This is a genomic window from Streptomyces enissocaesilis (assembly GCF_039533765.1).
In the GTDB taxonomy this organism is placed as follows: Bacteria; Actinomycetota; Actinomycetes; order Streptomycetales; family Streptomycetaceae; genus Streptomyces; species Streptomyces enissocaesilis.
Genome location: NZ_BAAAUD010000098.1, coordinates 1 through 12,307, shown reverse-complemented (window position 1 = coordinate 12,307; position 12,307 = coordinate 1). Strand labels below are relative to the sequence as shown.

The following is a 12,307-nucleotide window of genomic DNA, read 5'->3' as shown; positions in this document are numbered from 1 at the left end:
GCCGACGCCGCCCAGTGGTGCCAGGAAGTGCGACAGATCCTCCGAGCACTCGAAACACCCACTGATCACGAATCGTGACCGCTTCACGGAAAGCGAGCCAGAGCCTGAGTAATGACAACACGTACGCCCGGGGTTGCGGCAGACAGGTGCGCTGAGGATTCCCCTTGGCCGGTGACGGCGGCCGGGTGGCATTCGCGAGGAGGACCGCTGCATGCGGATTCTGATCGTCACCGCCGGCTCACGGGGTGATGTCGCGCCCTTCACAGGCCTGGGGCGGCGCCTGCTGGACGCGGGCCACCAGGTCGCCGTGGCCGCTCACCCGTCTCTCGCCGCACTCGTCGGCGGGTGCGGTCTCGACTACCGGTCTGTGCCGGGAGACCCGCAGGGGCTGCTCCGGGCCTGGTCCCGGGCGGCGTCGCGGGAGGAGTCCCGGGCGCTGACCAGGGCGTACGCGGACGGGCTCGCCGACGGAGTGGCGGAGGCCGTGGCGGGCGGAACCGACCTGGTGCTGACCGCCTTCGGCCCGGCACCGCTCAGCCGGGCGGCCGGCGAGGCGTCCGGCGTCCCCGTCATCGGCACCTACCTCGTACCGGCATTCGCCACCAGGCAGTTCCCGCTGCCCGGCGCACGGGACGCCGACGGGCTGGGGCCCGAGGGCAACCTCGCCGCAGGCCGGGCGGTGGAGACGCGGGCGGAAGGGCTCTTCGCAGGCGCCGTGACCCGGCTGCGCGCCCGCCTCGGGCTGCCCGCCGATGCGCCATCGGCAGCGGGGGACATCCGGCCGGTCTTCCATGGCTTCAGTCCGCTGGTGGTGCCGCGCCCTGAGGACTGGCCGTCCCGGGTCGAAGTGACGGGTTACTGGTGGCCCGCGCGGCCGCACCGCTGGCAGCCCCCGGCCGAGCTCGTCGACTTCCTCCAGGCCGGTCCACCCCCGGTGTTCATCGGGTTCGGCAGCATGGCACCGGGGCAGGGGGAACGGCTCAGTGGGCTGGTGGCCGCGGCGGTGGAGCGGGCAGGCGTACGCGCGGTGGTGCAGGCGGGGTGGGCCGAACTGAGTGCCTGCGGCGCCGACGTCCTGGCCATCGGCGACCTCCCGCACGACTGGCTGTTCCCTCGCACCGCCGCCGTCGTCCACCACGCCGGGGCGGGTACCACCGCAGCCGGACTGCGGGCCGGAGTACCCGCCGTGCCCGTACCCGTCATGGCCGACCAGCCGTTCTGGGCGTCCCGGCTGCACCGGCTGGGAGTTGCCCCCCGGCCTCTGCCGTTCCAGGACCTCACCGCCGAAGCCCTCGGTGCCGCGATCACGGCCTGCCTGTCCGAGCCGGCCCACCGCCGCCGCGCGGCCGAACTCGCCCACCGCATCGCCGCGGAGGACGGCGCCGCTGCGGTGCTCGCCCACATCGGTTCAGGGGACGCCGGGTGAACCCGGTGAACGCGCCGTCGCCGTGCTGCTGTGCCGGGCCGTCCGAGACCCTCTGCTGCATCCGGTGCTGCCGAGACTCGCAAGGTATTCGAACGCCGCCGTACCCCGGACGCCTCCCGAAGTCGCGAGCGGGAGCGAAGACGTCACCAGTGAGGGGCACCGCGGCTTTCGCGGCTCTGAACGACACCGTGCGCGTGGCGGGAAACCTTTCATCCCGTGCTAGGGCTCGTCCGCCGCGGTGCGGTTGGCGGCGATCAGTGCGCCGTCGGGGACGACGGGCTCTTCCGGGGGCAGTTCGCGCACGGCCTCGTGCGGGCTCGGAGCACGATGGGCTTCCGTGTCCGACGGATCCGGCGGCCGGGCCGAGGCGGCTGTCCGCTTCCAGGACGGTCGGGGGCAGGCTGGTCATGGCACGGTGAAGAACCGTCGGAAGTAGTCGGCCGGGGCGTTCTCACCAACCAGTACGCCCTCGGCTTCGATCCAGGCGTGGGCGGCGAAGGGCGGGTGGGTGCGCACCCCGACGCACCAGGTGGGCCACTGTCCGCGTACCCGGCAGAGCAGGACGGTGGCCAGGGACCGGGCCAGGCAGCCCTGTTGTCCTCCTGCGGCCAGGCTCACGGCGAGTACGGTCTCCCTGGCGCTGTTCGCCTCGGCGAGGGTCGCCGGGCGCGCGCCGCCCTTCATCCGTTCCAGCACCGAGCGGATGCGGTCCGGTGACTGCGCGGCCAGCAGATGGGCGCAGACCACGGCCGCTCTGGTGGTGAGCCTGAGACCGAGGGGGACCGATCGCGGGTCGTGGGGCACGACTTGGGAAGTGGACATCCGGGACCCTTTCAGGAGGCGAGCAGCCGAGCCGAGTGCAGTTCCTCCACGATGCGGGTGAAGTCCTCCCCGGCTTCGCGGACGCTGATGCCGTAGGTGGCGGCGAACTGCTCGACCGCCTGCTCCCGGGGGGCCCCGTCGAGCAGGGTGCGCATGATCAGTGCTGCGGTGGGGTTGAGCGTGTAGTACGCACCGCTGCTCTGGTCCAGCAGCGCCGTCCCGTACTCGGTTTCGGCGGCCACGACCCCCGGACGCAGGGTGATGCCCATGGGGTGACTCCTCTCAGTGGCGGTCGTTACGGACCGGCTGCGGCCGGGGCTTCTCACGGGAGCGCAGCCACACCTCGCAGCCGATGGTCGGGTGCAGAAGAGCGCTTTCCATGTCGGCCGCCAGAGGCCGGACGCACCACTGACGCAGGGTGTCCGGGTCGATGAGTCCCAGGCGGGCAAGGCGCGGGTTCTCGCACAGGGCGAGGAGTGACGGGCGGTGCGCCCGCAACCCCGTTTCCTCCTCGAGCGCCGCATGTGCCTTGGTGGTGCGCCCCCGGCTGACCTCGGGGACGACACCGCGCGTCGCCTCGGCGATCAGCGGCTTGTACCGCCAGGGTGTCACTCGCTCTCCGTCACGCACCGCGAGCGCGATTTCCACGATCCGGTCGTCGTAGTAGGGCGCGGTGAAGGCGATGCCGAGCGGCTCGGACATCTGCCGTACGTGCCGGGCGAAGCGGGCCACGCTGTGCATGCCGGCCAGTTCACGGTGCACGCCGTGCCCGTCGCCGAGTGACTGTGCTTGCGCGGCTTGCCCGCGGATCTCCTCCCGGACGGCCTCGACTGCCTCGGCGGTGGCCCAGGGAGGGAGCCTCGGAGGGGTGCCCCACGTGAACATGGGCACACTCGCGGCCGGTTGCGGGAGGGTCAGGCCGGCGGCCACCTGCCGCAGCCAGGTGGCGTACGAGCGCCGGTCGATCAGCTGACGCAGGGCTTGCCGGCGCGACCACCGGTGCTTCGCGGTGAATCCGCGGGCATGTCGCCAGGCCGTCCGCGGGTGACGGGCGAACATCTGGTGCACACGGGCGGGAGCCCCGCCGAGCAGCTCGTCCCCGCCCATGCCGCTCAGGTGTACGACCGATCCGCGTTCCGCCGCCCGTTCCACGATGTACATGCGCCGGTGACGGTTGACCGCGTACAGCGACGGTGTGTCCAGTACGTCGTCCAAGGCGTCCACGCGGTCGAAGGTCAGGGGCACTTCGGGCGCCGCCACCACATGGTGCTCCACTGTGCCGAGGGCCTGGACGGTGCGCCGGGCGTAGTCGACATCATCACCGAGAACATCGTGGAGAGCAGCGGTATAAGCGACCAGCTCGGCCCCGGCCCGCGCGGCCGTGCACACCACGGCCGTGGAGTCCACCCCGCCGAGGTCGGCACTGAGCAGGTCATGGCCACCGATCCGTACCGCGACCGCATCGCTCAGCGCGTCACGCAGGTACCGCGCGCCCTCCGCCAGGGGCAGTCGGCTCTCCGGCGGCGACCAACGGCGACTGGTGCGCGCGTGCCCGGCGCGGTCCAGGACGAGGCGCTGGTCCCCGGGCACGACGTCGATGTCCCGCCAGACGGTCTGCGCGGTGAGGGGATGCAGCATGCCGGGACTCAGCAACTGGACGGCCAGACGCCCCTTGTCCAGTTCCGCGTCGACCAGGTCGGCCAGGACATCCGCCCGGTCGGAGGCGATCCGGCCTCCGCGGGCCCCTCGCGCACCGGCGTGGAAAAGAGCGCGGACACCGCTCACAGGGCCGCGCACCACCACTTCGCCGGCGAGGCTGGCGATCACATGATGGCTGCCGGGCCACGTGTCGGCGAACCGGTCAAGTTCCTCGGGCGAGGCGGCTACCGCTGCTCGGTCCGCCTGCCCGGCGGTGACGGCGTGTTCCCCGATCACGGCGAGCCGGCTGGGCCCACGGGTGGCCGTCATGACATCACCCGGAGCCCAGTTGCCCAGCAGCCAGGGCCTGCCCGAGGCATGCGCGATCTCCCGGGCAGAGGTGGCGCGGGCGCGGGCCGCATGGTCTGCGACGGCGTCGGTGTCCGGGAAGGCGGCGAACCACCGGGGAGACGGATGAAATGACCTGACGGCTGTCATGGCGGCCCTTCGGTCGCTCAGGTAGGAAGGAGCGGGGGCGGCGGGATGCCTCTCCCCCGCTTGCGGCGCGCGCGGCCGATGACGCGCTCCGCCGTACGGCACCGGACGTGCCGCGGCCCGGTCACAACAGGCTGTGGCCGCCCAGCAGATCCGGGGAGCCCCTGCCGACCAGGCCCGTGTTCTCGCGGAAGCCACCGATCTTGGTGAGCGTGGGACGTTCGTACGCCCTGGCGATGGCCCGGGCAGGAGCGGCCGTCGTCGTGCTGCTGACGGCATCGGCGGTGACGGTGCTGAGGTCGTGTGCCATGGGTATGCCTCCTTGTGCTGCCCACCTGCTCCGGCGGGGGTGAGGATCGACTCAGCGGTTCAGGGAGTCGACCGGCCGCGCAGGGCGCAGAGGGCACACATGGTGCTGGTGCTCCCGTACGGCAATCGGTCGTCCACCACGAGCCGAGTGCGGGACGGCCCTGACGGGCCGCCCGGGGTCGCGTGTTCCACCGACAGCATTCCCACCGCATCCGGCACAAAGCCGCACCTGATCCGAACGAGTGAAAAGAATCAAAATATGCCCACACGGCTCTGCGACTCGGTGAGGACGGCAGAGCTCCTCGCAGGGGGAGGGTGACGAAGTGGACGGCGGAGCCGATCAGTACGGGGCCGCCCCAGCAGCGGATGCGACTGCCCCTGAACCTGGCGTCCGGTCGGCCGGGATCGCGGCGGCGACCGTGCGGTGTGGTCACGGCCGCCGGTGGTCATCCGTCGAGGCGGCAGCTGGTGAGCAGGGTCGCGGGGGTGGCGGCTTCGGGCCGGGGGACGGTGCGGCTCGCGGGCGGGTGGTGCCCGGTGGCGAGCCGGCTCTCCAGGGCGGTGAAAGCGGAGCGGTGGCAGGGCAGGAGGGGCCGTAGCCGGTCGGGGAAGGTGTCCACGAGGGAGTCGGTGTGGGTGCCGTCCTCGATGCGGTAGTAGTGGTGCAGGCCGCCGCGGCCCGCTTCGCGGACCATGCGGGCGTAGACGTCGGAGTCCTGGCTGATGGGCAGCAGGACGTCGAGGGTGCCGTGGAGGGTGATCAGCGGTTTTCCGATACGGCCGGTCAGCGCGATGCGTTCCACGGCCCGGTGGACATCGGCAGGGCGGGTGGCGTAGTCGTAGTCGGCGTCGCAGCCCGGGGCCGCCCCTGGGGCGCAGTACGGAGTACCGGCCTCCTTCTCACCGTCGAAGGCGGGGTCGAACTCTTCGCGGTAGATGCGCTGGGTCAGGTCCCAGTAGACCTGATGGTGGAAGGGCCAGAGGAATTCCGAACCGGTCGGGAAGCCTGCGCGGTGCAGTTCCGCGCGCGCCCGGCCGGCTGCGGGGCCGCCCGCCGCGTAGGCGGGATAGTGGCGGAGGGCGGACGGCAGGAAGGTGAACAGGTGGGGGCCTTCGGAGCGCCAGAGCGTGCCTTCCCAGTCGACTCCGCCGTCGTAGAGCTCGGGGTGGTTCTCCAGTTGCCAGCGCACGAGGTACCCGCCGTTGGACATGCCTGTGGCGAGGGTGCGCGTGGGTGGCCGGTGGTAGCGCTGGGCGACCACCGTGCGGGCGGCGCGGGTGAGTTGGGTGAGCCGGGTGTTCCATTCGGCGACGGCGTCGCCGGGCCGGGCGCCGTCGCGGTGGAAGGCGGGGCCGGTGTTTCCCTTGTCGGTGGCGGCGTAGGCGTAGCCGCGGGTGAGCACCCAGTCGGCGATGGCCCGGTCGTTGGCGTACTGCTCGCGGTTGCCGGGGGTGCCCGCCACCACGAGCCCGCCGTTCCACCGGTCGGGCAGCCTGACGACGAACTGTGCGTCGTGGTTCCAGCCGTGGTTGGTGTTGGTGGTCGAGGTGTCGGGGAAGTAGCCGTCGATCTGGATGCCCGGCACCCCGCTGGGGACGGCGAGGTCCTTGGGGGTCAGGCCGGCCCAGTCCGTCGGATCGGTGTGGCCGGAACCCACGGTTCCCGCCGTGGTCAGTTCGCTCAGGCAGTCGGCCTGCTGATGCGCGGCACCCGGTACACGCAGGTGGGGCAGGTGCGCGCAGTGGCCTGCGGTGGAATGGGGGGCCGGCCGGGCTGTGGCCGACGACGGGAGCAGGGCTGCCGCGACGGCCAGGGCGAGAACGCCGAGAGCGGCGCGCTTTCCCGGGCGGCACGCGCTGCCGGGTGGCAAGGCCATGAAGAGCCTCCAGTGGGGGACGGACGGACGGGCTGGAGGTTAGGCGGCGTACGCCGGGAGGGAACATGTGCGCGCCCGCCATGACGGCCGGCCCGTCGAAGTGGGCTGCCGCCATGACGGGCACGGCCGGTCCTGTGTCAGGGGCGGGCTCCGTCCACGACGGTGGAGTCGACCGACGGGTGAGTTCTTCGGGGTGTGGGTGACGAAGGTCTTGTACGGGCCCATGTTCCGCTGGGAGCCCTTGGCACAGGCGTAGCCGCCGCTGGTCGTGGAAAGCGGTCCTTGGACTGGTGCCGACGGGGGAAGTGGGGCCGGCACCAGTCCTGGACGCCTTCAGCGGTAGTCGTTGAGCCAGTCGCCCGGCAGCAGTTCGCGCATGAGGTCGAGGTCTTCAGGCGTCCTGCCACGTGCCATGACGGCCATGCCGTCGTCGCGCAGAAGGACGTCCCGGCCCAGGAACCAACGAGTCGCGTGTTCCTCCTCGCCGATGGGGTAAGCCGGGAAAGGCAGTCGGACGCAGTTCTTCTCCAACAGCTCGATGCTGTCGTCGTCGGATTCGAGGAAGTCGCAGAGCTCTCCATCGGCCTGCAGCGACTCGGACAGAACGATCTCGACGAAGCAGAGAGAAAGACGCTCCAGCCAGCTCTCCCACCGCTCGGCGGTCTTGTCGGCCAGGTCCAGCCGGATGAACACCGCAGGGTCGTCTTCCTGGAGGCTGTCGAGGAGGACGCCCCAGGAAGCGGCGCCCTGGTTCTCGTGCCGGAAAACCAGCGCCTCCCCGGCCTCATCCACATGCAGCTCTGCCGGGCCGAGCAGCACATCGTGGTTGCTGGTGAGATCCCGGCGGCGCCCGAACAGCAGATACGCCTCACGCAACGCCGCCGGCAGCTGGATGCCCAGCCTTTCCTCGGCCGCCACCACCTCGGCCTCCGCCCACCCGTCGCCGTTTGTCGGGGCGCCGACCCAATGGGCAGCGAAGTCCTGGATGAAGGTCCATGCACCACTGCGGCCTTCCATGCCTCTGGCGAGGGACGCGGCGAGATCGAACGCTTGTGTCATGTCAGAACGGTATCCGTCCCGCTCAACGGCCCTCCGCTCGGACCGACAGGCCGATCACGCGCTCTCGGAAGTCTGGGGGATCCGTACCTGGTGCGCAGCGTGGGTCCCTGACTCATACGGCTCCCGTGGTGTGGCCGGTGCGGGCCGTCTGCCGCAGCTCCATCCGCGCTGCCGGCACCGACGTCACACGGGGCGGGGCGTAAGAGAGGGAGTGGCGGTCAGCAGGGTGCGCAGGTCGGCGATCCGGTAGCCGCGCGAGCGGATCGCGTCGATGATCTGCGGCAGGGCCTGGGCATCGAGTACCGGTCCCTGTCCGTCGAGGTTGCCGATGTGCATCTGCACGATCTCACCCGGTCGCAGCGCGTCCAACGCCCGCTTCACCGTCTTCTGAACGGTCATTCCTCCCGCGGTGCCTTTGTAGCCGTTGGTGTCGGTCGTCCACTCGATGTCCGCGTATCCCAGTGCGTTGACCTCCGCGATCTGGGCCGGGGTGGTGTCCCCGTAGGGGAAGCGGAAGAACGGAAGCGACCGGATGCCCGTGGCCCGGTGGATGGCCTGGTCGGCGAGGGTGATCTCCTGCGCGCGTTCGGGGCGGGTGAGTTCACCGAAGGGCGGGTGGCTGTGGGAGTGGTTGCCGATCCCGTGTCCGGCCGTGACGATCGCCCGTGCGGCGGCCGGATGCCGCTCGGCGAAATGTCCGGTCAGGAAGAACGTGGCCGAAGCCCTCTGCTGCCGCAGGACGGTGAGGACGGTATCGAGGCCCTCCTCGTCCCAGGCCGCGTTGAACGTGAGCGCCACTACCTTCGCGCCGCCGGGAATCTCTCGTACCGCACTGCCGTACAGCCCTTCCACCGGCGCCGGGCCACCCACCTGCCCGGCAGCAGGCGCCCCCATGACGGCGAGGACGGCCGCCGCAGCGGCCACAACGGACACAAGCCTGCGGACAGCCGCCCGCGCAGGCGAAGCAAATGGGCTCATGCGCCCAGAACGTAGCGGCACCCCTCCCCCCTCATCGGCCGCCGCGCGGGGCGCGAGGAGTGGCCCCCCTGCCGGGTGACGTTCTTCAGCGCAGCCGGCAGGTACCGCGCTCCGCGGAACGCCCCCTGCGCGGAAGGCTCAGCTCGTCCCTGGCCTGAAGGACGGCCCCCGGGCGCCGACGGCAATCCGTCAGGCAGGTGGCGGCGACGGCGGCGCGAGGCCGGTGGTGGGCCCATTCCGATCCGCCCGACGCTGTCTACACTTCCACCGTGAACGACAGCACACTTGGCATACGGATCAGGCCGGGCAGCCTGGCCGACGCACCAGCCGTACTGGACATGCTCGACTCCGCGGTGGTCTGGATGAACGAGCGCGGCAACACCGAGCAGTGGGGCACGACACCGTATTCGCGGAAGCCCGGCGGGGTGGCGCGGGTCGAGCGGTACATGACCGAGAACGCCCCACACGTCGCGGAGTTGGACGGAGCACCTGTCGGAGCCCTGGTGTTGGACTCCGGGCCCAGTCCTCAGGTGCCGATCGCACCGGCCGGGGAACCCGAGCGGTACGTCCGGCTGCTGGTCTCCGACCGACGGCACGCCGGTCTGGGCATCGGGGCGGCGCTGCTGGCCCATGCCGTCGAGGAGACCCGGCGGGCCGGTGTGGAGCTGCTGCGGGTCGACTGCTGGGCGGGCGGCGGGGGCGAGCTGGTCGCCTTCTACGAGCGCAACGGTTTTACCCCCACCGACCGTTTCCTGTCCGAGACCTGGCCGGGACAGGTGCTGGCCCGACGGGTCGGCTGACGGCCGTGGGCAGGGCGCCCTTCCCGGCACTGGTTCTCAGCAGTCGGCACGGGTCCGTCATGACGTGCGGGCCGGGTTCCCCGCCGATGGCATCGAGGGGCGTACCGCAGCAACACGCTTTCCCATGCGCCCGCACCACACGGTCGGGTCGGCCCGGGGGCGGTGACGCGCGCCGGTGTGATCAGCGGTGGTCCGCCGGCTTCGTCGACCACTTCCCTCACCGCCCGTGCCTGCCGGGCCGCTTTGGGCGTGTCGGTCTCGGAACGCCGGGCGGCGCGGTCGAGGAACTCCTGACTGTTCATGCGGGCACCGGTGGCGGGCTGGTCGGGGTGGCGGCGACCTGACCCAGGTGTTCGCCGGTCTCTGCCGGGAGCTGGGCGGCGGGGTTGTCGGCCAGAGTGGCCGGGACGCGCTCGGCGGGGGTCTCCGGAGTGGCTCGGGAGGGGCTGCTTCGGTCGGCCCGGTCACGTCGAGGCGGGCACGGGCCTGGGCCTGGGCCTGGGCGATGGAGGTGTCGCGATCGCAGCGGAACCTTTCTGACCACTTACTGGTTGGGGTCTGCGGCGCTGATGTCGGCCAGGACGGAGTCGGTGTCACGTTCGACGGCCAGGTCGCCCAGGGACACGATGCCCACCGGCAGGCCGTCCTCCACGACGGGCAGACGCCGCACCGCGTACTCGCGCATCAAGGAGACGGCCCGGTCGAGGCCGTCGTCCGGCGAGACCGTGATCAGCTCGCCGCTGCAGGCATCGGCCGCGCTGTAGTCGGCGATGTTGCCCTCGCGCGCCACGATCCGTACCGCCAGATCCCGGTCGGTGATCAGACCCCGCAGTTCGTCGCCCTCGGCGACCAGCACCGCGCCGATGCCCTCGTCGCGCATCACCCGGGCGATCTCCGCGACCGAGGTCTGCGGACTCATCGTTACGGGCGCAGCGGTCATCACTTCACGCACTTTCCTGGCCATCACCGGTCTCCAAGGTTCGGGCATGTCGATCGCGCCGGTCTGCCGGCCGCGCGACCTGGCTCTACCCGGCCTCCCCTTCACCCCACGCCCCCACGCCCCGCTTTGCGCTCCGACGGCCCCGCGCGGCTCACCTTCTTGCCGGGTTCCCCCACAGAACCTGGCCGCAACGGGCGCATTCGCCACACATGAGGCATCCGGGCCATGCGCCGGAGCACCACGCACGGATGGAGAGAGCGACCAGCGGCAGCGATGCTGATGCGCACCGGTCCGCTCCGGGGGCTCGGCCGGCTCCCCCAGCAGCTCCTGGGTGCGGCTGTCCGGCCGGCGGCCATGCCGATGGGCGCCGGCCGCCACGAAGGAGCACTGCTGGTCCACCTGGACCTGCCCGGCATCGATCCCGAGCCGATCGGCCTGAACGACCCGATCGGCCTGAACGCGGAGCAGGACGTCCTCACCGTCAAGGCCGGACGTTCCGCGCCCGAGGACCCCGAGGGCAAGGACGCCGACATGCTCGTCGCCGAACGGCCCCACAGCACCTTCAGCCGTCAGCCGCTCCTCGTCCAAACGCTCGGTGTCGACCACATCGAGGCCACTTACGACGCCGGGGTACTCCGGAGTGCTCAGCGGGGGTCGCCGTAGGAGGCTTCCTCCATCGCCCCGAGGAGCAGCTGGAACTCCGCGTCGTCCACGGCGTGACTGATCCGCCCGATCTGCACCGGGCACCGGCTCACCAGCGACGCGGCGAACTCCAGCACCGCCGCCTGACTCCTGGAGACTCCGCGGGACCACCCCGGGATCTTCAGGAGGTGGCCGACACCGTCCCAGTCGACCGTGGGATACCGGCCGGAAAGGTCGATCAGGGGATGATCGACCATGGTCGCGAGTTCCTGGTCGCCGGTCAGGCGCCGCAGCCAGTAACCGTCGCCGTGAGCACCCAGCAACTTCGTCGCCGCCCGCATCGGCTCGTTCACCACCCCCTCCAGCAAGGTCTCGGCAAGCCCCTCACCCGTCGTCTTGTCACTGGCCACAGTCACCGGCATCTCCATCCGTAGAGGGTCGACTTCGACTCACTGCGCGCCGCCGCGCCCGCCGACTGCCACGAAGACGCCGGACGATCCACCCGACACCACCTCCGTACGAGAAGAGGAAACGGAACTGGTCCGGGGGAACCCAGCGCTGCGCGCCGTTCGACGTGTGCACTTCCCGGGCTGGTGTGGCCATCCCGCCCGTATCGGCCGGGGCTCACCCGTCCGGGCAGACTTCTCGTTCACATGGCTTACCCGGGTACCCCCTGGGCTTGCCCGCCGCGTCCCCGGCCGGAGGGCGGTCCCGGCGTCCGGCCAGCTGTCCGGCGGACCGATCTCCAGCGGCTGCGGGCCATGGACGGCACGTTGATCGCGGCCCGTGACCGCACCGTCGGCGCCTCTTCACTTGACTACCGCTTCTCGGCGAACGTACAGATCGTCATGGATGCCGACACGAAGCCGGTGGTGGCCACGGCCCTTGCTACGCCCGGCAACCGGGCAGACGCCCGTGGCCGGAGGGGGTCAGGGCCGGCGGAGCAGGCAGTGCCGGGGCGTGACCGTTCCGGGCGGGGCGCCGCTGATGAACACCTCACGCACTCGGTGACGGCCGGCCTGGAGCAGGGGTGAGCCACCATCGGAGTATCACGGGGAGGGTGGCGGGGGCCTGTCCGCAGGGCGTCATCCCTCAATACGGATTCGGGCTCTGACGTGCTTGCCCGTCAGCTCGGGCCACGCCTCGAAACCGTCGCACAGCGCTGTCACGATCTCCAGGCCGTGTCCGCCGACCCGGGCCGGGTCGGCGGACAGGACGAGTGGCAGGACCGGGCTCGTGTCGGACACCGTGATCTCCAGGAACGGCCCGGACAGCTCCACGTCGACGGCACAGGGCCCCGGTGCGTACTTGCGCGCGTTGG

At 71.3% G+C, this 12,307-nt stretch carries 14 protein-coding genes; 4 read left to right on the top strand and 10 right to left on the bottom strand.

All coding sequences use genetic code 11. The features are described from left to right. Positions 1 to 211: 211 nt before the first annotated feature. Positions 212 to 1,426 carry a glycosyltransferase gene (locus ABD374_RS32095; RefSeq protein WP_344500242.1) on the top strand — a complete coding sequence of 405 codons (1,215 nt, stop codon included), beginning with the start codon at positions 212 to 214 and terminating at the stop codon, positions 1,424 to 1,426. Between the two features lie 405 nt (positions 1,427 to 1,831). Here ABD374_RS32095 and ABD374_RS32090 read toward each other — a convergent pair whose 3' ends face one another. From ABD374_RS32090 to ABD374_RS32060, 7 genes are all read right to left on the bottom strand, one after another. Next, positions 1,832 to 2,248 carry a lasso peptide biosynthesis B2 protein gene (locus tag ABD374_RS32090; protein WP_344500240.1) on the bottom strand — a complete coding sequence of 139 codons (417 nt, stop codon included), beginning with the start codon at positions 2,246 to 2,248 and terminating at the stop codon, positions 1,832 to 1,834. Positions 2,249 to 2,259: 11 nt separating this feature from the next. Next, positions 2,260 to 2,517: a lasso peptide biosynthesis PqqD family chaperone gene (locus ABD374_RS32085; protein ID WP_344500238.1), complete on the bottom strand. Its 258-nt coding sequence runs from the start codon at positions 2,515 to 2,517 to the stop codon at positions 2,260 to 2,262. Positions 2,518 to 2,530: 13 nt separating this feature from the next. After that, positions 2,531 to 4,384: an asparagine synthase-related protein gene (locus tag ABD374_RS32080; protein WP_344500236.1), complete on the bottom strand. Its 1,854-nt coding sequence runs from the start codon at positions 4,382 to 4,384 to the stop codon at positions 2,531 to 2,533. A gap of 121 nt (positions 4,385 to 4,505) precedes the next feature. Continuing rightward, complete coding sequence (locus ABD374_RS32075; RefSeq protein WP_344500234.1) at positions 4,506 to 4,691, bottom strand: keywimysin-related RiPP; 186 nt, start codon at positions 4,689 to 4,691, stop codon at positions 4,506 to 4,508. 445 nt (positions 4,692 to 5,136) lie between these two features. Continuing rightward, the gene (locus ABD374_RS32070; protein ID WP_344500232.1) at positions 5,137 to 6,567 is read right to left on the bottom strand and encodes a 3-hydroxybutyrate oligomer hydrolase family protein; all 1,431 of its coding nucleotides are present in this window, start codon (positions 6,565 to 6,567) and stop codon (positions 5,137 to 5,139) included. A gap of 333 nt (positions 6,568 to 6,900) precedes the next feature. Then, positions 6,901 to 7,626 (bottom strand): SMI1/KNR4 family protein, encoded by a 726-nt coding sequence (locus ABD374_RS32065; RefSeq protein ID WP_344500230.1) that lies wholly within the window; start codon positions 7,624 to 7,626, stop codon positions 6,901 to 6,903. Positions 7,627 to 7,809: 183 nt separating this feature from the next. Then, positions 7,810 to 8,550 (bottom strand): polysaccharide deacetylase family protein, encoded by a 741-nt coding sequence (locus ABD374_RS32060; RefSeq protein WP_344500228.1) that lies wholly within the window; start codon positions 8,548 to 8,550, stop codon positions 7,810 to 7,812. Positions 8,551 to 8,873: 323 nt separating this feature from the next. On the opposite strand from ABD374_RS32060, the gene ABD374_RS32055 reads away from it, so the two are divergent. Next, on the top strand, positions 8,874 to 9,404 hold the full coding sequence (locus tag ABD374_RS32055) for a GNAT family N-acetyltransferase (protein ID WP_344500226.1): 531 nt from the start codon (positions 8,874 to 8,876) through the stop codon (positions 9,402 to 9,404). A gap of 544 nt (positions 9,405 to 9,948) precedes the next feature. Here ABD374_RS32055 and ABD374_RS32050 read toward each other — a convergent pair. Continuing rightward, positions 9,949 to 10,368 carry a CBS domain-containing protein gene (locus tag ABD374_RS32050; protein WP_344500224.1) on the bottom strand — a complete coding sequence of 140 codons (420 nt, stop codon included), beginning with the start codon at positions 10,366 to 10,368 and terminating at the stop codon, positions 9,949 to 9,951. A gap of 249 nt (positions 10,369 to 10,617) precedes the next feature. Between ABD374_RS32050 and ABD374_RS32045 the strand changes: the two genes are divergently transcribed. After that, positions 10,618 to 11,007, top strand: coding sequence for an Hsp20/alpha crystallin family protein (locus tag ABD374_RS32045; RefSeq protein ID WP_344500222.1), 390 nt, complete (start codon positions 10,618 to 10,620; stop codon positions 11,005 to 11,007). Here the strand turns inward: ABD374_RS32045 and ABD374_RS32040 are convergent. Then, positions 10,989 to 11,402, bottom strand: coding sequence for a hypothetical protein (locus ABD374_RS32040; RefSeq protein ID WP_344500220.1), 414 nt, complete (start codon positions 11,400 to 11,402; stop codon positions 10,989 to 10,991). The two genes, ABD374_RS32045 and ABD374_RS32040, sit on opposite strands and share 19 nt — an antisense overlap. Positions 11,403 to 11,747: 345 nt before the next feature. Here ABD374_RS32040 and ABD374_RS32035 point away from each other — a divergent pair, with 345 nt between their 5' ends. Then, the gene (locus ABD374_RS32035; protein ID WP_344500218.1) at positions 11,748 to 12,020 is read left to right on the top strand and encodes a hypothetical protein; all 273 of its coding nucleotides are present in this window, start codon (positions 11,748 to 11,750) and stop codon (positions 12,018 to 12,020) included. A gap of 51 nt (positions 12,021 to 12,071) precedes the next feature. On the opposite strand, the gene ABD374_RS32030 is transcribed toward ABD374_RS32035, so the two are convergent. Then, the coding region (locus tag ABD374_RS32030) for an ATP-binding protein (protein ID WP_344500216.1) at positions 12,072 to 12,307 on the bottom strand (236 nt) is incomplete at its 5' end.

What these genes read in the sequence shown, in the direction of transcription:
- ABD374_RS32095 (WP_344500242.1), top strand. Translation starts at nt 212, where the DNA reads ATGCGGATTCTGATCGTCACCGCCGGCTCACGGGGTGATGTCGCGCCC.
- ABD374_RS32090 (WP_344500240.1), bottom strand. Translation starts at nt 2,248, where the DNA reads ATGTCCACTTCCCAAGTCGTGCCCCACGACCCGCGATCGGTCCCCCTC.
- ABD374_RS32085 (WP_344500238.1), bottom strand. Translation starts at nt 2,517, where the DNA reads ATGGGCATCACCCTGCGTCCGGGGGTCGTGGCCGCCGAAACCGAGTAC.
- ABD374_RS32080 (WP_344500236.1), bottom strand. Translation starts at nt 4,384, where the DNA reads ATGACAGCCGTCAGGTCATTTCATCCGTCTCCCCGGTGGTTCGCCGCC.
- ABD374_RS32075 (WP_344500234.1), bottom strand. Translation starts at nt 4,691, where the DNA reads ATGGCACACGACCTCAGCACCGTCACCGCCGATGCCGTCAGCAGCACG.
- ABD374_RS32070 (WP_344500232.1), bottom strand. Translation starts at nt 6,567, where the DNA reads ATGGCCTTGCCACCCGGCAGCGCGTGCCGCCCGGGAAAGCGCGCCGCT.
- ABD374_RS32065 (WP_344500230.1), bottom strand. Translation starts at nt 7,626, where the DNA reads ATGACACAAGCGTTCGATCTCGCCGCGTCCCTCGCCAGAGGCATGGAA.
- ABD374_RS32050 (WP_344500224.1), bottom strand. Translation starts at nt 10,368, where the DNA reads ATGGCCAGGAAAGTGCGTGAAGTGATGACCGCTGCGCCCGTAACGATG.
- ABD374_RS32045 (WP_344500222.1), top strand. Translation starts at nt 10,618, where the DNA reads ATGCTGATGCGCACCGGTCCGCTCCGGGGGCTCGGCCGGCTCCCCCAG.
- ABD374_RS32035 (WP_344500218.1), top strand. Translation starts at nt 11,748, where the DNA reads ATGGACGGCACGTTGATCGCGGCCCGTGACCGCACCGTCGGCGCCTCT.